A 21,221-nucleotide genomic window follows, 5' to 3' on the forward strand; every position below is an offset into this window, starting at 1 on the left:
CATTTTCTCCTTAAATGATCAGGGTTATGACTGACGGTTTACCGGGCAATATCCTTGGCGTGGTACTGGAACCAGCGTGTGAGTATGTCCAGATCGTCATCTCTGATATCTGTACGCGCCCCCATGCCTTTGGCGATAGATGGCCAGGCGTTGAGGGTGTAATGGTCTGCAGCAATTGGGGCGTGGCAACCAGAGCAGTAAGCGGTGTCGAGGGATTTTGCATAGCGCCACAGTGGTTCCTGGCTCCCCAGCGAAGGTGTGGTGACAGGGCCCTGCAAACTGACGTTGCGCCATGAATTGCCATAGCTGTCTTTTTGCCAATCGCTTAGTGGTTTTAGCGCTTGTTGCCCTTGCGGGGTGAGAGAGGCGATGACCATTCTTTGGCCGGTGGCTAAATAAATAACCTGTTGTGCGTTCTGCGTCTGACTACCGCTAATCTCAACTTCCTGGCCGGTATCAGTCTGGCGCAGGACTTTCATCCGCGTAGCCGGATAAACATTGCCTAGATCGCCTAAAGGCATCAGCGTGACGGCAAAACGTTCTTTGGCATCGGCCTGGGTTTTCTCGGCTTCGTTCATTAAGTCGTCGAGGGCTTTGCTATCTATGGTTATCTCGGGTGGGAAGTGGGCGACGCCCTTATGGCAATCAATACAGGTCTGGTTTTCTTTCTTTGCCAGCGCATGCATTTTTTGGGCATCGCTGCTCTGTTTTTGCAAGTCCATCGCCGCCATGCTGTGGCAGGAGCGGCAGGTCGCGGAGTCGTTGGCCTTCATTTGACTCCACACCGTTTGCGCCATCTCAAGTCGATGGACTTCATACTGTTCGGGCGTGTCAATTTTTTTGCTGATGAACTGGTGATAAACGTCCTTGCTGGCACGCAGTTTAGTCAAAAGGTAATCAGAGCCACTTTCCGGGACATGACAGTCCTTACATTCGGCGCGAATTCCCTTCTGGTTCATAAAATGAACCGATCCTTGATACTCTTCATAGGGGGCCTGCATGGTATGGCAGGAGAGGCAAAACGCTGTCTCCGAGGTCTTTTTTAAACCCCAACTGGTGGCAACGGTTAACGCAACTCCAGTCACAATGCATGCCAGACATCCCAAAAATATCCATTTCTTGTTCATATCGTTCTCAATGAATTTCTGAATATAAACCTTATTTGCATTATGGATATTCATGGTCCGAGCGGAGATATGTCAACGGAGGTTGATTAAAAATGCGGCATAAGTCGGAAAAGGGAATTTATCCATTCGATTGGTGAATGAATAATGTTTATGTATTTGTTTTTATGATAAAAAAGCGGCCGAAGCCGCTTTGGAATTTGCAGGTGACTTATTGTCTTATGGGTTATTTGGGGTACGAATCAGGTAATCAAATGCGCTTAAAGAAGCTTTCGCGCCTTCGCCTGTGGCGATAATAATTTGTTTGTACGGCACGGTCGTGCAGTCACCCGCCGCAAATACACCTTTCACGGTGGTTTCGCACTTCGCATCAATGATGATTTCACCCATGCGATTACGTTCGACGCTGCCTTCCAGCCAGTTGGTGTTTGGCAACAGACCGATTTGCACGAAAATCCCCGCGAGTTCAATCTCATGTACGTTTTCAGTGACGCGATCTTTGTACTGCAAACCGGTGACTTTCGCGCCGTCGCCTTTCACTTCCAGCGTTTGCGCATTCAAAATGATGTCGACGTTTTTCAGGCTGCGTACTTTATTCTGTAACACCTGGTCGGCTTTCATTTCCGGGGCAAATTCCAGCAGCGTAACGTGTTCAACGAGACCCGCCAGATCAATCGCCGCTTCCACGCCTGAGTTTCCGCCGCCAATCACCGCCACGCGTTTGCCTTTAAACAACGGGCCGTCGCAATGCGGGCAATAAGTTACGCCTTTGGTGCGGTACTGCTCTTCGCCCGGCACATTCATATTGCGCCATTTGGCTCCGGTCGCAATGATGATGCTGCGCGCGCTGAGGGTGGCCCCAGACGCGGTTTGAATCTGATGCAGGCCGCCTTCGGTTTTAGCCGGGATCAATTTGCTGGCACTTTGCGTGTCGATAACATCCACATCGTAATCATCAACGTGGGCTTTCAGTGCGCCCGCCAGTTTCTGGCCTTCAGTTTTTGGCACTGAAATGTAGTTTTCGATATCCACGGTATCCAAAACCTGGCCGCCGAAACGCTCGCCCATCAGACCGGTGCGAATGCCTTTACGTGCGGAGTATACCGCCGCCGCTGCACCCGCCGGGCCGCTGCCGACGATCAGCACATCGTAAGCGTCGCGTTTATTCAGTGCTTCTGCGGCACGTTTTTCTGCGCCAGTATCAATTTTGCCGACGATTTCAGCGAGTGTCATACGCCCCTGGCCGAACTCTTTACCGTTCAGGAATACCGCAGGCACGCCCATCACGTTGCGATCCTGAATTTCATTCTGGAACACACCGCCGTCAATGGCCGTGTGGCTGATGCGCGGGTTCAACACGCTCATCAGGTTCAGCGCCTGCACCACGTCCGGGCAGTTGTGGCAGGAGAGCGAGTAATAGGTTTCGAAATGGAAATCGCCGTCGATATCGCGGATCTGTTCAAGCAAATCTTGCGACTCTTTCGACGGATGTCCCCCGGTGTGCAGCAACGCCAGCACCAGAGAAGTAAATTCGTGGCCGAGTGGGGAACCTGCAAAGCGCGGGCCTTTATCGGAACCTGGATTGGTAATCAGAAACGACGGTTTGCGCACCGGCAAATCGTTATTAATGGAGAATGACACTTTGTCAGATAATTCCGCGACCTCTGCCAGCAGTTCCTTTATCTCGATTGATTTTGCACTGTCGTCCAGCGTGGCAATCAACTCAACAGGTTTGGTTAATCTCTCAAGATAAGCCTTGAGCTGGGTTTTCATGTTGTTGTCGAGCATCTGTAAATCTCCCTGAAGTGCTGGCAAAAAACGGCCGTTGTAGGGTGGATAAGCGCAAGCGCCATCCACCATGGTCACTACTTGTTGTCGGATGACGCGTTGCTTATCCGACCCGGTAAAGATGTTTTAAATCTTACCGACCAGGTCCAGAGACGGAGACAGAGTCGCTTCGCCTTCTTTCCATTTAGCCGGGCAAACTTCGCCTGGGTGAGAAGCCACGTACTGTGCAGCTTTCACTTTGCGCAGCAGGTCCGATGCGTCACGGCCAATGCCTTCAGCGGTGACTTCGATAGCCTGAATGATGCCCTGTGGGTCAACAATAAAGGTACCGCGGTCAGCCAGACCCTGGTCTTCACGCATGTTTTCGAAGTTACGAGTCAGCGCGCCAGTTGGGTCGCCAATCATCGCGTATTTGATTTTAGCGATGGTCTCAGAGCTGCTGTGCCACGCTTTGTGAGTGAAATGGGTGTCAGTGGAAACAGAGTAGATATCCACGCCCAGTTTCTGGAATTCGTCGTAGTGGTCAGCCACATCGCCCAGTTCAGTTGGGCATACAAAGGTGAAGTCAGCTGGATAGAAGAAGAAAACGCTCCAGCGACCTTCTACGTCCTGTTCGGTAACTTCAATGAATTCACCGTTTTTAAAAGCGCTGTTTTTGAATGGTTTGATTTTTGTATTAATTAAAGACATCTGTACTTCCTCCGTTTTGCGATGGGAGAAAGGTACCGAACATAAGCTTTTGGTTCTAATGGGTAGGCTGTATCGAATCAAAAGGTATAACCTAACAACCTGGAAGACAGACAAAAAAAAGCCACCCGTTGCGGGGTGGCCTCATGTTGCGCGTTACAATTCCACTTTAAAAAATCATAACAGCGGCGGGATTAAATCACTGATGCGCCGGACGGGTCAATCCACACAATCGTTGTATTAACGATGGTTCTGATAGCTCCCAGCTATCAATTATGTCGGTCAATGCTGTCCAAAACCCGTACAATTCCGAAATGCAGCACACTTTCATGTCAGAGAAATTGCAGCCAGGTGACAACACAGCTAGATTTAGCGCTCAGCCGTTTTTGAGTACAGTTTTGCGCCTTGGCGCACGTTCATATCGAGGGTCAGGCGTTGTCGGAAATGCTTTCAATTGTGTTGTTTGTCGCAGCCATTGCCGTGTACGCCGTCAAAGCAGGACGTAACGTTTGGTGGTTTAGCTTCATCCTGCTTATTTTAGGATTGTATATCGTCCTGAACGTGACCTTTGTCGCCAGTAATTACTTCACCGGTGAAGGCATCAACGACGCGGTGCTTTATACCCTGACCAGCAGCCTGACGGGCGCGGGCATCGGTAAATACATTCTTCCGGGCGTTGGCGTATTTGTCGCGCTGGTGGCGGTATTCGGCGGTTTGACCTGGATCCTGCGTCGCCGTAAAGGTTATCCCCATCATTTAGGTTACAGCCTGCTGGCTATCGTTTTGGCGATGGCTTCGGTGGACGCATCACCCGCTTTTCGCCAGGTAACAGAACTGGTTAAATCACAGACCCGCTCGGGTGATTCTGATTTCGACGTTTATTACAAAGTCCCACAAGGCACCATTAATAACCCGAAACTTAACCTCGTTTATATTTATGGCGAAAGTCTGGAACGGACTTATTTCGAGCCGGGATATTTCCCAGATTTAGCGCCGGAATTAACCGGTCTTAAAAACGAAGGAGTAGACTTCAGCCATACCGTGCAATTACCCGGTACCGATTACACCATTGCCGGAATGGTCGCCTCACAATGTGGGATCCCTTTATTCGCGCCGTTCGAAGGAAACTCATCGGCATCGATGTCGAGTTTCTTCCCGAAAAATATCTGCCTCGGCGACATCCTGAAAGCCTCGGGTTACGAAAACTACTTTATGCAGGGCGCAGACTTACGTTTTGCTGGCAAAGACGTCTTTTTGCAGTCCCATGGCTTCGACTACATGTACGGGGCACAAGAGCTGAAAAGCATGGTTGCCGACCCGCAATACCGCAATAACTGGGGTTTCTACGACGACACGGTGCTGGATGAAGTGTTTGAAAAGTATATGGAGCTCTCGAAGGCAAACAAACGTTTCTCGCTGTTCACGTTAACCGTCGATACGCACCATCCGGACGGATTCATCTCCAAAACCTGTAAACGCCGTAGCTATAACTTTGATGGCAAAGAAAACCAGTCTTTCAGTGCGGTGGCCTGTAGCCAGGAACATATCGCTGCGTTGATCGAGAAAATAAAATCCTCGCCGTATTTTAAAAATACCGTGATTGTCGTCTCTTCTGATCATCTGGCGATGAATAATACCGCCTACAAATACCTCAATCAGCACGAAAGAAATAACCTGTTCTTTATTATTCGTGGTGATAAACCGCAGGCGGATCTGGTGCCAGTAAAACGTAGCACCCTGGATAATGGCGCAACGGTTCTGGATGTTCTGGGTGGCGATAATTACCTGGGTTTGGGGCGCAGTAGTTTATCCGGACAGTCGATTGCCGCTGTGTTTCTTAACGTCAAAGAAAAGGTGATGGAGTGGAAACCGGACGTCATCGACCTGTGGAATTTCCCAAAAACAATTTCCCAATATGAGATAGACCAGCATAAAAACACCTTCAGCTACTCAGGGGCGCATTTCAAAATGCCATTGCTGCTGCGTATTCTGGATAAGAAAATCGAGCCGTTACCGGAAAGCGAATATTCTGCGCCGCTGCGCTATCAACTGGCTGACTTTAAACAAAACGATAAGTTTATCTGGGCCGACCGCTGCTTCAAAATGGCACGTTTGTGGGAGCCGAAACTGGCACTTTCTACCGGCCTGTGTGTGGCTCAGGGGCAAATGAGCGGGCAACCGACGGTGCGTTTAATTGAACAGCCGCAGGAACAACATGCGGTGCAATTTACCGCGCAGGCCGCCGACAAGGCTCGATTTAAAAATAATGTTGCACTGCTGAAAGTGGATGAAAATGCCATTCGCTATCAGGCCGATAGCTTTATTTTCAACGTTCCTGGTGCTCCGCAAAATGTGAAAGCGTTTACCGGTGTTTCCCGTCCGGAAGATTGGGGGCGCTGGTCAAACGCCAATTTGTCACCAGAGGTGAAAATTGAATACACCGAACCGCTGCCAGAGAAATTTGACCTGGTGATTAGCGCCAAAGCCTTTGGACCGAATATCGGGCAACCGGTGCCGGTGAAAGTCGGCAGCCAGCAGCAGATGTTGGTTCTCGGGGAGAAATTAACCACCATCACCGTGCATTTTGATAATCCGGAACGCAGCAGCCTGCTGGAAATTATTCCGCCGCAGCCGCAGTCGTCTAATGAAGGGAATATTCTTGGACATGAACCGCGCAAGCTGGGAATTGGTCTGGAGGATATTAAAGTGGTGCCCGCGATCTAGTTTGTTTATATCCTCTCCCCTAATTCTCTCTCAAACAGGATTAGGGGAAGGGCGCTGCTAAATCCTGGCTTTATGAAAACTGCTGTGCGACAAGGGTAAAATACGATTTATAATATTCATTAAAGTAATGAGTAAGGAATGTTTCAATCGCCTGATTCTGGCCTTCAATCCATTGGAATTGGAAATAACCATAATTAGGGTCGAATAATTTAAAGGTATTGTTTTCCAGACGCAGAGATAAAGAATGTGCACTGGTGCTGCCTTTTATATTCAGGTGGTAATTATTGTTATTTTTTAAAATTGAAATAAGGTTGCTTGCCATTTTTTCTGGTGTTGACGAAAACATGGAAGGATATTCATTTTTGAATTTGACCGCGTTGGCGGATAATATAGTTTTAAATACTTCTATATTTTGCGACATTTGACTTAATTTCGATAGTTGTTCCTGTAAATTCATCACCCCGCGCACCAATCCCTGTCCCCTGGGCGAGTTGATTGTATGAATAAATTTATCCCAACAGGAACCATAGACTAAGTAAGCGGCGGCCAGACCATAACAGCACCCCCCTTCGAAGCCGTATGAAGTTACGTTACCCTTGTTATCGTAGCTATTTCCTGTCCAGGCACCGCGGCGTTTGGTTGGATCTGCGTGACCCCATTTGTTTTTAACGATGTAATCATTTTGTGAAAATGGAAAATACTTTCCATTGTATTGTTGGATAATTCTTAATGTTAATTGATTCATGGGTTAAATTCGCCTGTCACAAACAGTGTGATAAAAAAGATGCACCGCAAAAAAATATTACTCATAGATAAGATATTTCTTGGTATGGTGTGGTTTATTAAACTGGCGAAAGATACTTGATATGAATATGTATAGAAAGTTAATGATTATTTAAGTTCTCACGCTGGTAAATATTCAGCGTGAGAACGATACAAAGAAGGGTGCTTACAACACGCCTTGTCCCAACATCGCGTCCGCCACTTTCACGAAGCCTGCAATATTGGCACCGCGCACGTAATGCGTTTGCTTATCTTCACCGCCGTAATTCACACACGCTTCGTGAATATCGAGCATGATGTGATGCAAACGAATATCGACTTTTTCAGACTTCCAGGTCAGACGCGCAGCGTTTTGCGCCATTTCCAGACCGGACGTCGCCACGCCGCCTGCGTTTGCTGCTTTACCCGGTGCGAACAATACGCCCGCATCGAGGAACAGATTGGTCGCTTCGATGGTGGTCGGCATATTCGCGCCCTCAGCCACAGCTTTCACACCATTGGCGATAAGCGTACGTGCAGCTTCGGTATCCAGTTCGTTTTGTGTGGCGCACGGCAGCGCGATATCCACCGGTACGCTCCACGGCTGCTGGCCTTCGAGATATTGCAGGCCAAACTCTTTCGCATAATCGGCAACACGCCCGTCGCGGCTGGATTTGATCTCAGCCAGACGCGCCAGTTTCTCGGTGGTGAAACCGGCCTCATCCACGACGGTGCCGTTGGAGTCCGATGCCGTCACCACGCGCGCACCCAGCGACAGGGCTTTTTCAATCGCATATTGCGCCACGTTACCGGAACCGGAAACCGCGACACGCATCCCTTCAAAGCCGAGCCCGTGACGTTGCAGCATCGCGTCGGTGAAGTAGATCAGGCCGTAACCGGTAGCTTCCGGGCGAATCAGGCTCCCGCCAAACGACAACCCTTTACCGGTGAACACGCAAGAGGTGTTGTTGGAGAGCTTTTTCATCATTCCCGCCATAAAGCCCACTTCACGTCCGCCCACGCCAATGTCACCTGCCGGCACGTCAGTATCTGGCCCTAAATGGCGATATAATTCCATCATCAGCGCCTGGCAAAAACGCATGATCTCGCCTTCACTTTTGCCTTTCGGGTTAAAGTCACTGCCGCCTTTCCCCCCGCCCATCGGCAGAGTGGTCAGTGCGTTTTTGAACGTCTGCTCAAAGCCTAAGAATTTCAGGATCGATAAATTCACCGACGGGTGGAAACGCATTCCACCTTTGAATGGCCCAATGGCCGAGCTAAATTGCACACGCCACGCACGGTTAACCTGGACCTGATTTTTGTCATCAACCCAGGTCACGCGGAACTGAATCACACGTTCGGGTTCGACTAAACGCTCCAGCAGTGCAGAACGGCGGTATTGCGGATTTTGTTCGAGGAATGGCCACAGCGTGGTCATGACTTCACGGACGGCCTGAGCAAATTCAGGTTGGTGCGGATCGCGTTGTTGAACAGAAGAGAGGAACGACTCCAGAGAAAGCGAATTTTCCATAGCGTGATGAGTCCTTGTTATAGGTAATGTTATATAGGTATGTTGTGTCTTTCGAATATAACATTCACTTATTACCGAGCCGCAAGCAATTTCTCTTTATCCTTACTCCAGCCGTATTAGTGTAATTAATTGCGCGGCGTGACTTTTCCATATTACTTTGAATTTATTATCTTTTCGAAAGGGGCCAAGCGAATGATTGAGTGTCAGAAAGACTTGCCTGTCATCAATTTTACTTATGGATGCCGCTGAAAAGTCAAAGTAACGCCCGACGTGGCGAAACAGCGCTTTAAATAAACTTTCTTTGGCTGAAAACACCAACGTTAATGCGTAATTAAACGGCAGGGATGACGCAGCAAGCAGTTCTTTCTCCGCGCTATCAATAATGCCTTCGTATATATCGTGCGCCACGGCGAGAGGCATGATTTCCTCAAAGTCGATGCCTGTTCCCACGCGTGAAATGGGGTTGTCAGCCATCACGGTTGCCAGCGCCACATTGCGGCTGTGCGTAATGCTGCCGGTAAATCCAGGTGGCCAGCAAGGTTCGCGGTGCAAGCCTATTCCCGGTACATCCTCCGTTATTCCATGAAAACGCAGCGCTTCACGGGCGGCTATTCTGCCAGCCAGATGTTCGGCCTGGCGTTTAATGACGGCATGGGATAAATGGCGATGATGGGGGAGACAAAGCAGGTCGTCGGGATGAAACGTTGAGGCGTCAAAATCGACGCGGAAAACGCGCACACCAGGGCGGAAATCGAAATGGGAAAGTTGATATTGCATGGCATCACTTAAAAACAGCGTCAGTCTTGTCGGATGACGCTGCGCTTATCCGACCTGGGAAAAGATGCTGTTGTAAGGCGGATAAGCGCACGCGCTATCCGCCCTACAAGCAGAAACTTAGAAGTGTGTATTCAGACTCACAAAGTAAGTACGACCAGAATCGTTATAAGTTGCGGCACCTGCGCCATACATATAACCGGTGTTCCCACCTGTGGTCTGGGCATTACCCGCACGCCAGTGACGTTCGTCGAAAAGGTTATCGATACCCGCCGTCAGGCTCACGTTCTTAGTCGCATCCCAACTTCCGCTCAGGCCAACGATGCTATACGGGCTAACTTCGTTAGTTTCTGAACCTGTTGCTGGCTGACCTTTGTAGTTGTACTTCTTCGGCTCTTGTTTGCCGTACCAGGTAAAGGTCGATTGCACAGAGAGATCCTGGCGAATCTGCCAGCTCAGCGTGGAGTTCAACGTATATTCCGGGATCACAGACAGACGTTCGCCCGTCTCTTTATTCTTACTTTCCAGCATATAAGTGATGTTGTTCGTCCAGTTCACGCTTTCGGAAACCGGCACGTTTAACGCACCTTCCAGACCTTCTACCAGCGCTTTAGGAATGTTTTCCCACTGATAAATATCTGTTTTTGTGCTGCCTTTAGCGGTCTGACCGACAGGCGCGTAACCCGCTTCAATCTTGTCGCGGTAGTCGTTACGGAACCAGGTCACCCCTGCCAGCCAGCCATCACGTTTGAACTCAAGGCCGATCTCTTTGTTGACGCTGGTTTCAGCTTTAAGATCGTCATTACCCATCATGTAGCAGCCCACACCGGTGCCGCTGGCGTAGCAACCCTGGCCTTTGCTGTACAGAATGTAGTTCGGGTTGGTTTGATACAGGCTTGGCGCTTTATATGCTTGTGCGATCCCCATTTTCAGGGTGAAGTCATCGCCTAAACCTTGAGACAGGTTCAGTGACGGGCTCCAGTTGTTGCCCACAATACTGTGGTGATCAAAACGCAGGCCCGGCGTCAGCATGGTGCTGTCGGTCAATTCCATGTTGTCTTCAGCAAACAACGAGAAGATCTCGGCCTGGGAGTACGGGCTACGGTCGGTGCTGCTGGATCCTGGAATATCACCGCCCATAAATGTTTGATTATTTGAGCTTAAATCTTTCATCTTCTGCTGGTTCCATTCGGTACCCAGCGTCAGATTTTGATTCACAAGATAATCAATCGGGATGTTCACTTCGCTGTGCAACAGCACGTCGCTCAGGTCGATATCACTGAACTTATCGCTGGAGAAGATACCTTCAGTACCGCCTGCCAGACCTTCCTGCATGCGCGAGTTGCGGGTGTGCTCGTATTGCACCCAGTTGCTGGTGGTCAGGCCGTCATCCCAGGCGCCATTCCAGGTCAATGAGTAGTTCTGGCGATAAAGACGGTTCGTCTCGTTGCCATAGTTATCTTTAACGATTTGGTTGGTGTTGGTGTTCTGCGTATCGCCGGAATAGAGGTTACCCTGGCGGCTGTAGCCCGCTTCCAGTTCCAGTGACTGCATCGGCGCAAAGTCCCAACGCACCACACCGTTGATGTCTTTATTGATCACACCTTCGCGGCCAGCTGGCAGCGTATCCGCGTAAATCCCGGTACGTTCAGACTGATGACCCTGGTTAATGTCCCAGGCGTCGGCCTGAGTTTTGTCCAGGTTACCGTACAGACGGAAGCTGAAATCTCCGCCCAGCGGGCCATTCAGGCTAAAGTTGGTACGTTTGGTCGAGCCTTCATCTTTGTGCTCAGGCGCATTGAGATAGGTGTTCCAGGAACCGTGCCACTCGCCGGTGCCTTTTTTGGTGATGATATTCACCACGCCGCCTGCCGCACCGTTACCGTAACGCGCAGCCGCAGGGCCACGAATCACTTCAATGCGTTCAACCATTTCTGGTGGTACCCAGCTTGCGTCGCCGCGCGTATCACGCTCGCCACGCCAGCCCAGACGCACGGAGTTACGGCTGGTCACCGGTTTACCGTCGATGAGGATCAGGGTGTTTTCCGGACCCATGCCGCGAATATCAATCTGGCGACCGTTACCGCGCTGACCACTGGTGGAGTTGCCGGTCAGGTTCACGCCCGGCATGGTGCGGACAATTTCGGAAATATCACGAGCTGGCGGGCGCTTTTTCAGCTCCTCAGCGGTGATGGTGGAAACACCAGGAGCCTGCAAGTTTTGCTCGGCCGCGGTCACCACCATGGTGTCTTCGTCACCAGGATTTTGTGTGTTGTCGTTCGCGGAAGCAGCGGTTTGAGCCGTTGCAGCTGCCGTCTGTTCTGCCGCAAAGGCAGGAGCAGCGGCTCCGTATATCCCCAAATTAATCAGCATCGCGAGGGAATAGTTAATTTTTTTATTCATTATGGCGGCCTGCTTTTCCGCTGTACCCGGCGTTATTCCGTTCCCAGAGGGATCGAGCACAGCATGGATTCCACTTAGTGATACCGAAATCTCCCCGCCAGTCGCCCTGAAATGAGGGAATTGTGCGGTCAGTTCGGCAATTTATTGTTTTTGCACCAGGAAGCTGGTAGCTCAAAGCGCGGAAATACGCTATTGCAAATGAAAATAATTATCAATAGTATTATCAATATATTTCAGGATTATTGATCGTTATCAATAATTTCATAGGGTTATGTTCGAGTGGAAAATTTGCTGACAGGAAGTGAAGGCTGGTGGCAGGCAAAACGGGCGCAAGGGATCCCCTCCGTGACCTGTGAAAAAGACGGTCAATGTAAGGTGGATTTTTGGTGGCGCGACCCGCAAGGCTGCGAAAAAACCTCACCGACTAAACGAGTCTGGATTTACATCACTGGCGTCACCGACCATCACCAACGCTCTCGTCCGCAAACGCTTGAACGCCTGGCGGGCACCGATGTCTGGCACTGGGAAACCCAACTCAGCAGCACCTGGCGCGGCAGTTACTGTTTTATCCCTTCGTCCTGCGAAGAGGATTTCCCCGCGCAAGCTTTTGAAGGCATGGTGCCGGATCGTATGGCATTGCGTGAAGGCTGGCGAAAGCTGCTGCCGCGCGCGATTGCCGACCCGCTCAATCCCGAAAGCTGGCACGGCGGACGTGGTCATCCGATGTCCGCACTTCATCTGCCAGATGCGCCAGCGCAAGCCGCCTGGGAACACCTCGAACCGCCATACCACGAGGCGCAGTGCATCACCTGGAGTAGCACGCGATTAAACAATCAGCGCAGGGTGTGGATTTTCGCCACCGGCGACGCATCTCCTGAGCAGCGCCCGCTAGCGATTTTGCTCGATGGGCAATTCTGGGCAGAAGGGATGCCCGTATGGCCCGCGTTACAGGCGCAAACGGATGCCGGAGAGTTGCCGCCTGCGGTCTACGTGCTGATTGATGTCATCGACAACGCGACGCGCAGTAACGAACTGCCGTGTAATGCGCAATTCTGGTGTGCGGTACAAGACGAACTTTTGCCACTGCTTCGCACCCATGTCCTTTGGCGTGAAAACCCGGAAACCACGGTGGTGGCGGGGCAAAGTTTTGGTGGGCTGTCAGCGCTTTATGCCGCACTCCACTGGCCGGAACAATTTGGCTGTGTGCTGAGCCAGTCCGGTTCGTACTGGTGGCCGAAGCGTGAAACCGCAGGACAGGGTGGGCAACTAATACAGCAGCTTGAAGACGGGCTGCAGTGCGACAAACCGTTACGTATTTATCTGGAAGCAGGGGTCAGAGAACCGCTCATCCATCAGGTCAATCAACGAATTTATCCCTTACTACAACAAACACAGCGAGCTGTTTTCTACCGTCAGGTTGACGGTGGGCACGATGCGCTTTGCTGGCGAGGCGGACTGCTAGACGGTTTAGCCTGGCTGTGGAAAACGCCTTATGAGTCCCGCGATGCGAAGTATGACGGGCATTGATAAAAAAGGAGTAAGGCATGGAATTCAATAATCCATTCGACTCGTTGCAGAGCCGTTTTTTCATTCTTGAAAATGCGCTACGGCAGTTCAGTTTATGGCCTGAACATTGCGCATTACCGGATGGCTGGCAGGTGGTTTGTGAACCCGCATCACACGACGAATGTCAGCGTTGGCTGCTTGAAAACTGGACACAGTTACAGCCCTCAACCTTTGCGCAAGTTGGGGTGAGCGGTGAGTGAATTGATAATGACACCTGCACAAGAACAACCTCTCGATACGGATCCCGACACTCATCTCGACAGTATGCCCCTCGTCGCGGCGCAGCCCGGCATCTGGATGGCGGATCAGCTATCGCCACATGCCAATGCATGGAGTGTGGCTCATTATGTTGAAGTAAACGGTGAGCTTAATGAAGCGCTGCTGTGTCAGGCCATCGTTGCCGGAATGAAAGAGGCTGACACCCTTTGCATGCGCTTTAGTGAAGTGGATGGCGAAGCGCGTCAGTGGGTGGTTCCTGACGCTTCATTCACGCAGCCAGTTTGCCAGGATCTGCGTGGAGCCACTGATCCTGAAGCGGCAGCACTCGCGATTATGCGCGACGATCTCGGGCAGGATTTACGCATCAGTAGCGGCAAACCGCTTTACCATCATCAACTACTGCGCGTAGGTGACACGCGCTGGTTCTGGTATCAACGTTTCCACCATTTGGTCGTCGATGGCTTCAGTTTCACCGCCATTACCCGCCGTATCGCCAATATTTATAGCGCTTACTGCCAGGACCAGACACCTGAACCCGCCCCATTTACCCCGTTTAAAGAGGTGGTCAGCGAATACCAGCAGTACCAAAAATCTGACGCCTGGCAGCGCGATGCCGCGTTTTGGGCGACTAAAACCCAACAGCTGCCGCCTCCGGCAACGCTTTCAACCACACCGCTGACAGGACCTGGGTCTACCACGCAACTGATTCGCCAGTCGCTGCATGTTGACCGCACTGAGTTTCAGGAACTGGTGAACAGCGCACGCCTTAAAAATCTCACCGCCGCCGATATGGCAATAGGGCTGGTGGCTTTGTGGCTCGGGCGCTTAAGCGGACGCGTGGACTATTCTGCGGGCTTCATCTTCATGCGCCGCATGGGTTCTGCTGCGTTGTGTGCAACCGGCCCGGTGTTAAACGTGCTCCCCTTTGGTGTGCGTATCGAACCTGACTTTACCCTTGCGGCACTGGCCGCAAATCTGGCGAAAGAGTTAAAAGGCATGCGCCGTTACCAGCGCTACGATGCCGAACAAATTCAGCGTGATTTAGGGAACGTGTCCAGCGGCGAGCCGTTATATGGTCCGGTACTGAACCTGAAAATGTTCGATTACCGACTCGATTTCAATGGCATGGAAGGGATAACCCATCAACTGGCATCGGGGCCGGTGCGTGATCTGGAAATTGCGCTGTATATCAGCGAGCAAGGTGACTTCTCCCTTGAGATCCTCGCCAATGCCGGGCGTTATAAAGCGCACACGTTGCAGCAACATCTCGATCGTTTACCGCTTCTTTTGCGCCAGTTTGCGGCCAATCCCGCATTACGTTGTGTTGACGCTCAACTGCTGCATCAGTCCGAAACCGCATTACTGGACAGCGTCAATGCCACGCAAACGCCGGTTCCGGCGACAACGCTCAGCCAGTTAATTGCCGAACAGGTTCTGCGTACGCCTGATGCTCCTGCACTGGCGGATGAACACCATCAGTTCAGCTATCGCGAGATGCATCAACAAGTGCGTGCCCTGGCGTGTGAGTTGCAGGCGCGTGGGGTGAAACCAGGCGATGTGGTCGCTGTGGCATTACCGCGTTCGGTGTTTTTATCACTGGCGTTGCAGGCCATTGTGGAAGTGGGTGCTGCCTGGTTGCCGCTCGATACCGGTTATCCCGATGACCGTCTGCATATGATGCTGGAAGATGCGGCGCCACGTTTGCTGCTAACCGCCGAAGATCAGCTGCCACGTTTTAGTTGCCTCCAGAGTTTGCAAACCTTCAGTTACCAGACGTTGCTGGACACCCGGAATTTGCCGGAACGCCACTCCCTTTCGCTTCCTGAACACACCGCGTATGTGATTTTCACCTCCGGTTCAACGGGGCGCCCGAAAGGGGTGATGGTGGGGCAACAGGCTATCGTTAACCGCTTGTTGTGGATGCAAAATCATTATCCGTTAACCGACGATGATGTGGTTTTACAGAAAACTCCGTGCAGTTTTGATGTGTCGGTGTGGGAGTTCTTCTGGCCGTATCTGGTCGGCGCACAACTGGTGATGGCTCCGCCGGAAGCGCACCGCGATCCTGAGGCGTTACAGCAGTTGTTTAGCCGTTATCGCGTCACGACCACCCATTTTGTGCCGTCGATGTTAAGTGCGTTTGTCGCGGCACTGAATGACGACGAGGCGATTGCCAGCTGTGGCACATTACGTCGCGTTTTCTGTAGCGGAGAGGCGCTGCCAACCGAGCTGTGCCGCCAGTGGGAATACCTGACCCATGCACCGTTGCACAACCTTTACGGGCCAACGGAAGCCGCGGTTGACGTGAGCTGGTATCCGGCGTTTGGTGATGAACTGGCGCGGGTATCCGGAAGCAGCGTGCCGATTGGCTGGCCGGTGTGGAATACCGGTTTACGCATCCTGGACTCTGCGATGCGCCCGGTTCCGCCAGGCATTGCCGGCGATCTTTACCTCACGGGTATTCAGCTGGCGCAGGGCTATTTATCCCGCCCGGATCTCACCGCCAGCCGCTTTGTCGCCGATCCTTTTGCCCCAGGCCTGCGGATGTATCGTACCGGTGATGTGGCGCGCTGGCTGGATGACGGCGCGGTGGAATATCTCGGGCGCAGTGATGACCAGTTAAAAATCCGTGGTCAGCGTATTGAATTAGGGGATATCGACCGCGCGTTGCAGGCGTTACCGGATGTCGCGCAAGCGGTCACTCATGCCTGTGTGCTGAACCAGGCGGCGGCCAGCGGGGGTGATGCACGCCAGTTGGTCGGTTACGTGGTTTCAGCATCGGGTCAGGCTTTGCCTCTTGAGCCATTGCGTGAACAGCTTAGCGCGGTTCTGCCTGCGCATATGGTGCCGGTAACGCTCATCCAGCTGGATGAATTCCCGCTCAGCGCCAACGGCAAGCTGGATCGCAAAGCTCTGCCGTTACCAGAACTGGCGTCAGGCGCGACGGGGCGAGCGCCTGAATCGCAGCTGGAAACCGTTATCGCAGAGGCTTTCGCCCGGTTGTTGGGCTGTGAAATTCAGTCGGTCGATGATGACTTCTTTGCCCTTGGCGGCCATTCATTACTGGCGATGCGGCTGTCTGCTGAATTGCGTCGCACTCTTGCAAGGCCGGTGACGGTGGGGCAGGTGATGGTGGCGTCCACCGTCGGCCAACTTGCTCAAACTCTGGCGCAAGAGCAGAGCGAAGAAGAGGCGGGGCGCGCGGGTTTTGACGCGGTACTGCCGCTGCGTAAAAGCCATGGGCCGACGCTTTACTGCTTCCATCCGGCATCGGGTTTTGCATGGCAATTTAGTGTGTTGCAACGTTACCTCGACCCGCGCTGGTCGATTACCGGCATTCAGTCACCTCGCCCGACAGGCCCGATGCAGCAGGCGGAAAATCTGGCGCAAGTGTGCGACTCACATCTGCAAACCCTGCGTCAGCTTCAGCCGCATGGCCCGTATTATCTGATGGGATATTCGTTAGGCGGGACGCTGGCGCAGGGTATTGCGGCGAGACTCGAGGCGGCAGGCGAAGAAGTTGCTTTCCTTGGGCTGCTTGATACCTGGCCACCAGAAACACAAAACTGGGCGGAAAAGGGAGCGAATGAACTCGATCCTGCGGTATTAGACGAGATTAACCGTGAACGTGAAGCCTTTGTGGCAGCACAACAGAGCCAAACGTCCAGTGCGTTATTCGAGGCCATCGAAGGGAACTACGGTGATGCAGTGCGGTTGCTAACGACCGCGAAAAGTGCGCCATTTGGCGGGAAAGCGACGTTGTTTGTTGCCGAACGTACCTTACCTGAAGGAATGGATCCGCAAAAAACCTGGGCACCGTGGATAGCTGAACTTGAAGTTTTCCGTCTGGACTGCGCCCACGTCGATATTATTTCGCCAGAGGCTTTTGTGGAAATTGGCCCGGTGTTGCAGCGGGTATTAGCTTAAGTGTCGGATGGCGCTACGCTTATCCGACCTACAGATAAGCGTTAGCACCATCCACCGTGTCGCCTATGCTGCCCGGGCTTTACGCTCCAGCATCTCTTTAAGCGTAATAATGCGGCTGATTTCTACCTGGGTACGTGGGTCATTTTGAATTTCCCAGATATCGAGGTTGGTTTGTAGGTTGAGCCAAAAATCTACTGAAGTATCAAATGCTTTGGCTAGTCTGAAGGCCATGTCTGTCGTGAGTTTACTGTTGTTATTGAGCAACTTGCTGACTGTATTACGATGAACCTGAAGCATTTCAGCCAGGTCGTTAATACGTAGGCCAGTTGGTTCGAGGTATTCATAAAGCAGCACATCACCAACGGTAGTCGGTTTACGCTGTGCCTGGACCATAATTAATCCTCATTGCGTGGTTACTGGTCGAATTAGTCATGCTATCGATAGCCATGATCATCCAGATAAATATTGTGCGCTTTGCCGTTATGCCAGATGAAGATAAGCCGGTACTGGTTGTTCACTCTGATTGAGGAATACTTCTCCAGTGGTGATTTTAGTTCTTCATAGCGATTTCCCGGAGGCGATCGTAAATCCTGATAAGTTACGGCGGCATTGATTAAATCTAATTTTCGCGCCAGTACGTTAACGATACTGGGCGGAATTTTTTGATGGTATCGAGTGAACAGAAAGAAATCTTCGAGCCATGGATCTCTAAAACTACTTATCGTGCGCATCTTCTCCATGATGCTGGTTCCATCTGAGTGACCGGATGGACAGTAAAACACAACTTGCATGCTTGCACTGTGTGAGTGTGCATCTTTGCGAGCCGTTACGCAAACTTTTTAATTAAGGTATTTTTATCCACGTCCGAGCGGCACAACCAACGGCGTATGCGCTACCGGATCTTCAATAATCATGCAGCGCAGGCCGTAAATCGCCTCGATAAGCTCCGGCGTGACAATCTCAGTCGGCGCGCCTTCGGCAATAATTTTCCCGTCTCGCAGTGCAATCAAATGCGTCGCATAGCGGCAAGCCTGATTCAAATCGTGCAGTACGGCGGCAAGGGTAAAACCTTGCTTTTGGTTCAGCTCGCGCAGCAGTTCCAGCAAATCAATTTGATGGCTGATATCAAGCCAGGTCGTCGGTTCGTCGAGCAGCAGAATCGAGGTTTCCTGAGCCAGCACCATCGCAATCCATGCGCGCTGGCGTTGGCCGCCTGACAGCGTATCCACCGGCTGGTCGGCTAAATCTTCGATGTTGGTGGCTTTCAACGCCCGCGCTACCGCCTGGCTGTCTTCTTCACGCCAGCGGGAAAACATCGGCTGATGTGGATAGCGTCCACGTGCGACCAGCTCAGCCACGCTGATATCCCCGGGGGCGGTGGAGTTTTGCGCCAGTAACCCGACACGTCGCGCCACCTCTTTGGTAGCGAAACGATGTATTTCATTTCCGTCGAGCCACACCTGTCCTTGCATGGGTTTCATCAGGCGGCTCAGCGTGCGTAACAGCGTCGATTTACCACAGCCGTTGGGGCCGATAATCGCGGTAAATTTTCCGTCAGGGATAGCGACAGTCAGGCCATCTGCCACCACATGATTGCCATACCCCAGCGTCAGGTTTTCGCCATGAAGGCGCGATGGTGAGGAAATCTGACTCATTTCTTACGGGACTCCTGAATCAACAACGCAATTAAATAGATGCCGCCGAGGCTGACCGTGACCACGCCAACCGGCAACTGATACGGCATGAAAAGTTGCTGGGCGCACAAGTCTGCTGCCAGCAGCAACGTGGCACCGCATAAGGCGGATTGCAGCAAACCCCAGCGCGAGGTGCCGCTTAACCGGCGGGCAATATGTGGCGCGACGAGCGCGATAAACGAAATCGGCCCGGCAAGAGCTGTGGCGGCGGCGGTGAGGATAACGCCGGTCAACATCAGTAACAGGCGCGAACGCTCAACCGAAACCCCCAATGCGCAGGCGCTGTCATCGCCCATTTCCAGCAGTCGCATCCGGCGAACCAGTAACGCCCCTGCGATTAATGCCAGCAACATCAGCGGTGCGGCCGGGGAAATTTTTGCCCACGTCAAACCGTTGAGCGAACCGGCATTCCACAGCCCTGCGGAGAGGGCGGTTTCAAGCGAGGCGTGAAGTAACAGCCAGGTATTAAACGCCACCAGCATGGCGCGCACGCCGATGCCAATAATGATTAAGCGGAAAGTTTCAATACCATTACGCCAGGCGAGCATCCATACCACCAGTGCGGTGATGATGCCGCCAGCCATGGCTGAACCGGCAATCGCCGTCTGATGCTGACCAAACAGCACCATCGCCACCAGCACACCACTCCAGGCACCAGTGTTAAAGCCCATCACATCCGGACTGCCGAGCGGGTTGCGCATCAGCGACTGGAAGATAGCGCCGCTGACACCCAGCGCTGCACCAATCAACAGCGCCATCATCACGCGCGGCAAGCGCCATTCGACCACCACTAACGTGATATTGCGCGGTGCGGCACCGAACAGAGCGTCGATAACCTGGCTTGCTGAGAGCGGCAATACGCCGCTGCCCAAACTCCATAATCCGAGTGCGCAGCTCAGTCCCAGCAAACACAGGCAACTGATTAACAGGCGAGGGGAGAGCGTGATCATTGCCCGACTCCTTTGCGGCTGCGCCGCACCAGATAAATCAACATCGGCGCGCCGATAAATGCGCTCACCACCGACACGCGCAGCTCGCCAGGCACCAGCATGCGGCCAATAATATCGGCGAAAAGTAACAGCGCGGGGGTGGCAATCAGGGTGGCAGGAAGTGACCAGCGGTGGTCAGCACCCACCAGCCAACGCGCCAGATGCGGCATCATCAGGCCGATAAACGCGATCGGCCCAACGGCGGCGGTGGCGCTGCCACACAGCAAGGTAATCGCCACTAAACCCAGCAACTGGGTGCGCGCCACTTTACTGCCCAGTGCGGTGGCGGTATCGGTGCCCATGCTCAAACTGTTAAGCGAGCGGCTTATCAGCAGTGCAATCCCACAGCCCGTCAGTACCGGCAGCACGATAATTTTCAGCGTTTCGAGGGTGCGAATATCCAGCGTTCCGGCCTGCCAGAAGCGCAACTGGTCATACACTACCGGGTTTAACAGCGCGATGCCGTTGCTCAACCCTTCAAGCACCGCGCCGAGCGCCACGCCCGCAAGGGTTAAGCGCACCGGGCTCAACTGTCCACCGCCCTGGCTTCCGGTAAATGCCACCACCAGCGCGGCGGATAATGCGCCAGCAAACGCCAGCCCCAGCAGTGCCACCGGCGATGAAAGGCTCCACACCGCGGCACCCAAAACAATGGCAAAACTGGCTCCGGCATTGACGCCAAGCAGGCCAGGATCGGCAAGTGGATTTCGGGTCAGAGATTGCATCAGCGCGCCCGCAAGGCCGAGAGCGCCTCCTGCAAGAATGCCCGCCAGGGTGCGGGGGAGACGTGCATCAAGCACGATGGTGCAATCAGCACTTTGGCACTGGCCGCTGAGCGCATCGATAACCACGTCAACGGGGAGGGATTTGGCACCAAATAACAGACTGAGTACTGCCATTAAAAGCAGTAAAAACAACAAACTCAGCAGGATGAACCAGCGTGACATACGTTGTATATCCTTCACTTCGTAGCCGTAGGGCAGATAAACGCTGCGTCATCCGCCAAAATGACAACAGTGGATGGCGAGGAGCC

Annotated in this window: 16 protein-coding genes; 4 read left to right on the plus strand and 12 right to left on the minus strand. The window is 52.5% G+C overall.

All coding sequences use genetic code 11. From position 1 onward, the window contains the following. Nucleotides 1–38 precede the first annotated feature (38 nt). The 3 genes from WBL83_RS07075 to ahpC all read right to left on the minus strand — a co-directional run bounded on the left by WBL83_RS07075 (nt 39) and on the right by ahpC (nt 3,602). Entirely contained in the window at nt 39–1,127 is a 1,089-nt protein-coding gene (locus tag WBL83_RS07075) for a NapC/NirT family cytochrome c (RefSeq protein ID WP_424588472.1), read from the minus strand. Between the two features lie 216 nt (nt 1,128–1,343). Continuing rightward, a complete protein-coding gene (ahpF, locus tag WBL83_RS07080; protein ID WP_424588473.1) occupies nt 1,344–2,912 on the minus strand; it encodes an alkyl hydroperoxide reductase subunit F in 1,569 nt (522 codons plus the stop codon). Nucleotides 2,913–3,038: 126 nt separating this feature from the next. Then, entirely contained in the window at nt 3,039–3,602 is a 564-nt protein-coding gene (ahpC, locus tag WBL83_RS07085; protein WP_424588474.1) for an alkyl hydroperoxide reductase subunit C, read from the minus strand. 432 nt (nt 3,603–4,034) lie between these two features. On the opposite strand from ahpC, the gene opgB reads away from it, so the two are divergent. After that, the gene (gene opgB / locus WBL83_RS07090) at nt 4,035–6,323 is read left to right on the plus strand and encodes a phosphatidylglycerol--membrane-oligosaccharide glycerophosphotransferase (protein WP_424588475.1); all 2,289 of its coding nucleotides are present in this window, start codon (nt 4,035–4,037) and stop codon (nt 6,321–6,323) included. Between the two features lie 70 nt (nt 6,324–6,393). Here opgB and WBL83_RS07095 read toward each other — a convergent pair whose 3' ends face one another. The 4 genes from WBL83_RS07095 to WBL83_RS07110 form a co-directional block, all read right to left on the minus strand. Continuing rightward, on the minus strand, nt 6,394–7,068 hold the full coding sequence (locus WBL83_RS07095) for a YopT-type cysteine protease domain-containing protein (RefSeq protein WP_424588476.1): 675 nt from the start codon (nt 7,066–7,068) through the stop codon (nt 6,394–6,396). Between the two features lie 204 nt (nt 7,069–7,272). Beyond that, nucleotides 7,273–8,616: an NADP-specific glutamate dehydrogenase gene (gdhA, locus tag WBL83_RS07100; RefSeq protein WP_424588477.1), complete on the minus strand. Its 1,344-nt coding sequence runs from the start codon at nt 8,614–8,616 to the stop codon at nt 7,273–7,275. A gap of 102 nt (nt 8,617–8,718) precedes the next feature. Further along, entirely contained in the window at nt 8,719–9,393 is a 675-nt protein-coding gene (gene entD / locus WBL83_RS07105) for an enterobactin synthase subunit EntD (protein ID WP_424588478.1), read from the minus strand. A 117-nt stretch (nt 9,394–9,510) separates the two neighbouring features. Continuing rightward, complete coding sequence (locus WBL83_RS07110; protein WP_424588479.1) at nt 9,511–11,793, minus strand: TonB-dependent siderophore receptor; 2,283 nt, start codon at nt 11,791–11,793, stop codon at nt 9,511–9,513. Nucleotides 11,794–12,072: 279 nt separating this feature from the next. On the opposite strand from WBL83_RS07110, the gene fes reads away from it, so the two are divergent. The 3 genes from fes to WBL83_RS07125 are packed head-to-tail and all read left to right on the plus strand — an operon-like array spanning nt 12,073 to nt 17,505. Beyond that, nucleotides 12,073–13,320: an enterochelin esterase gene (gene fes / locus WBL83_RS07115; RefSeq protein ID WP_424588480.1), complete on the plus strand. Its 1,248-nt coding sequence runs from the start codon at nt 12,073–12,075 to the stop codon at nt 13,318–13,320. A gap of 17 nt (nt 13,321–13,337) precedes the next feature. Next, entirely contained in the window at nt 13,338–13,559 is a 222-nt protein-coding gene (locus WBL83_RS07120; RefSeq protein ID WP_424588481.1) for an MbtH family protein, read from the plus strand. A gap of 7 nt (nt 13,560–13,566) precedes the next feature. Further along, nucleotides 13,567–17,505 carry an enterobactin synthase subunit F gene (locus tag WBL83_RS07125; RefSeq protein WP_424588482.1) on the plus strand — a complete coding sequence of 1,313 codons (3,939 nt, stop codon included), beginning with the start codon at nt 13,567–13,569 and terminating at the stop codon, nt 17,503–17,505. 63 nt (nt 17,506–17,568) lie between these two features. Here WBL83_RS07125 and WBL83_RS07130 read toward each other — a convergent pair whose 3' ends face one another. The 5 genes from WBL83_RS07130 to fepD form a co-directional block, all read right to left on the minus strand. Continuing rightward, a complete protein-coding gene (locus WBL83_RS07130) occupies nt 17,569–17,898 on the minus strand; it encodes a HigA family addiction module antitoxin (RefSeq protein WP_424588483.1) in 330 nt (109 codons plus the stop codon). Between the two features lie 41 nt (nt 17,899–17,939). Further along, nucleotides 17,940–18,245, minus strand: a complete 306-nt coding sequence (locus WBL83_RS07135; protein WP_424588484.1) for a type II toxin-antitoxin system RelE/ParE family toxin — start codon at nt 18,243–18,245, stop codon at nt 17,940–17,942. A 114-nt stretch (nt 18,246–18,359) separates the two neighbouring features. After that, entirely contained in the window at nt 18,360–19,160 is an 801-nt protein-coding gene (gene fepC / locus WBL83_RS07140) for an iron-enterobactin ABC transporter ATP-binding protein (protein ID WP_424588485.1), read from the minus strand. After that, nucleotides 19,157–20,149 carry an iron-enterobactin ABC transporter permease gene (gene fepG / locus WBL83_RS07145; protein ID WP_424588486.1) on the minus strand — a complete coding sequence of 331 codons (993 nt, stop codon included), beginning with the start codon at nt 20,147–20,149 and terminating at the stop codon, nt 19,157–19,159. Before fepG ends, fepC begins: the two co-directional genes overlap by 4 nt. Next, nucleotides 20,146–21,135 carry a Fe(3+)-siderophore ABC transporter permease gene (gene fepD, locus WBL83_RS07150; protein ID WP_424588487.1) on the minus strand — a complete coding sequence of 330 codons (990 nt, stop codon included), beginning with the start codon at nt 21,133–21,135 and terminating at the stop codon, nt 20,146–20,148. The genes fepG and fepD overlap by 4 nt, the downstream gene beginning before the upstream one ends. Nucleotides 21,136–21,221: the final 86 nt, after the last annotated feature.

The organism is Buttiauxella sp. (assembly GCF_049686335.1).
GTDB lineage: Bacteria > Pseudomonadota > Gammaproteobacteria > Enterobacterales > Enterobacteriaceae > Buttiauxella.

Coding starts and splice junctions, on each gene's coding strand:
- WBL83_RS07075 (WP_424588472.1), bottom strand. CDS start 1,127: ATGAACAAGAAATGGATATTTTTGGGATGTCTGGCATGCATTGTGACT.
- ahpF (WP_424588473.1), bottom strand. CDS start 2,912: ATGCTCGACAACAACATGAAAACCCAGCTCAAGGCTTATCTTGAGAGA.
- ahpC (WP_424588474.1), bottom strand. CDS start 3,602: ATGTCTTTAATTAATACAAAAATCAAACCATTCAAAAACAGCGCTTTT.
- WBL83_RS07095 (WP_424588476.1), bottom strand. CDS start 7,068: ATGAATCAATTAACATTAAGAATTATCCAACAATACAATGGAAAGTAT.
- gdhA (WP_424588477.1), bottom strand. CDS start 8,616: ATGGAAAATTCGCTTTCTCTGGAGTCGTTCCTCTCTTCTGTTCAACAA.
- entD (WP_424588478.1), bottom strand. CDS start 9,393: ATGCAATATCAACTTTCCCATTTCGATTTCCGCCCTGGTGTGCGCGTT.
- WBL83_RS07110 (WP_424588479.1), bottom strand. CDS start 11,793: ATGAATAAAAAAATTAACTATTCCCTCGCGATGCTGATTAATTTGGGG.
- WBL83_RS07120 (WP_424588481.1), top strand. CDS start 13,338: ATGGAATTCAATAATCCATTCGACTCGTTGCAGAGCCGTTTTTTCATT.
- WBL83_RS07125 (WP_424588482.1), top strand. CDS start 13,567: ATGACACCTGCACAAGAACAACCTCTCGATACGGATCCCGACACTCAT.
- WBL83_RS07130 (WP_424588483.1), bottom strand. CDS start 17,898: ATGGTCCAGGCACAGCGTAAACCGACTACCGTTGGTGATGTGCTGCTT.
- WBL83_RS07135 (WP_424588484.1), bottom strand. CDS start 18,245: ATGGAGAAGATGCGCACGATAAGTAGTTTTAGAGATCCATGGCTCGAA.
- fepC (WP_424588485.1), bottom strand. CDS start 19,160: ATGAGTCAGATTTCCTCACCATCGCGCCTTCATGGCGAAAACCTGACG.
- fepG (WP_424588486.1), bottom strand. CDS start 20,149: ATGATCACGCTCTCCCCTCGCCTGTTAATCAGTTGCCTGTGTTTGCTG.
- fepD (WP_424588487.1), bottom strand. CDS start 21,135: ATGTCACGCTGGTTCATCCTGCTGAGTTTGTTGTTTTTACTGCTTTTA.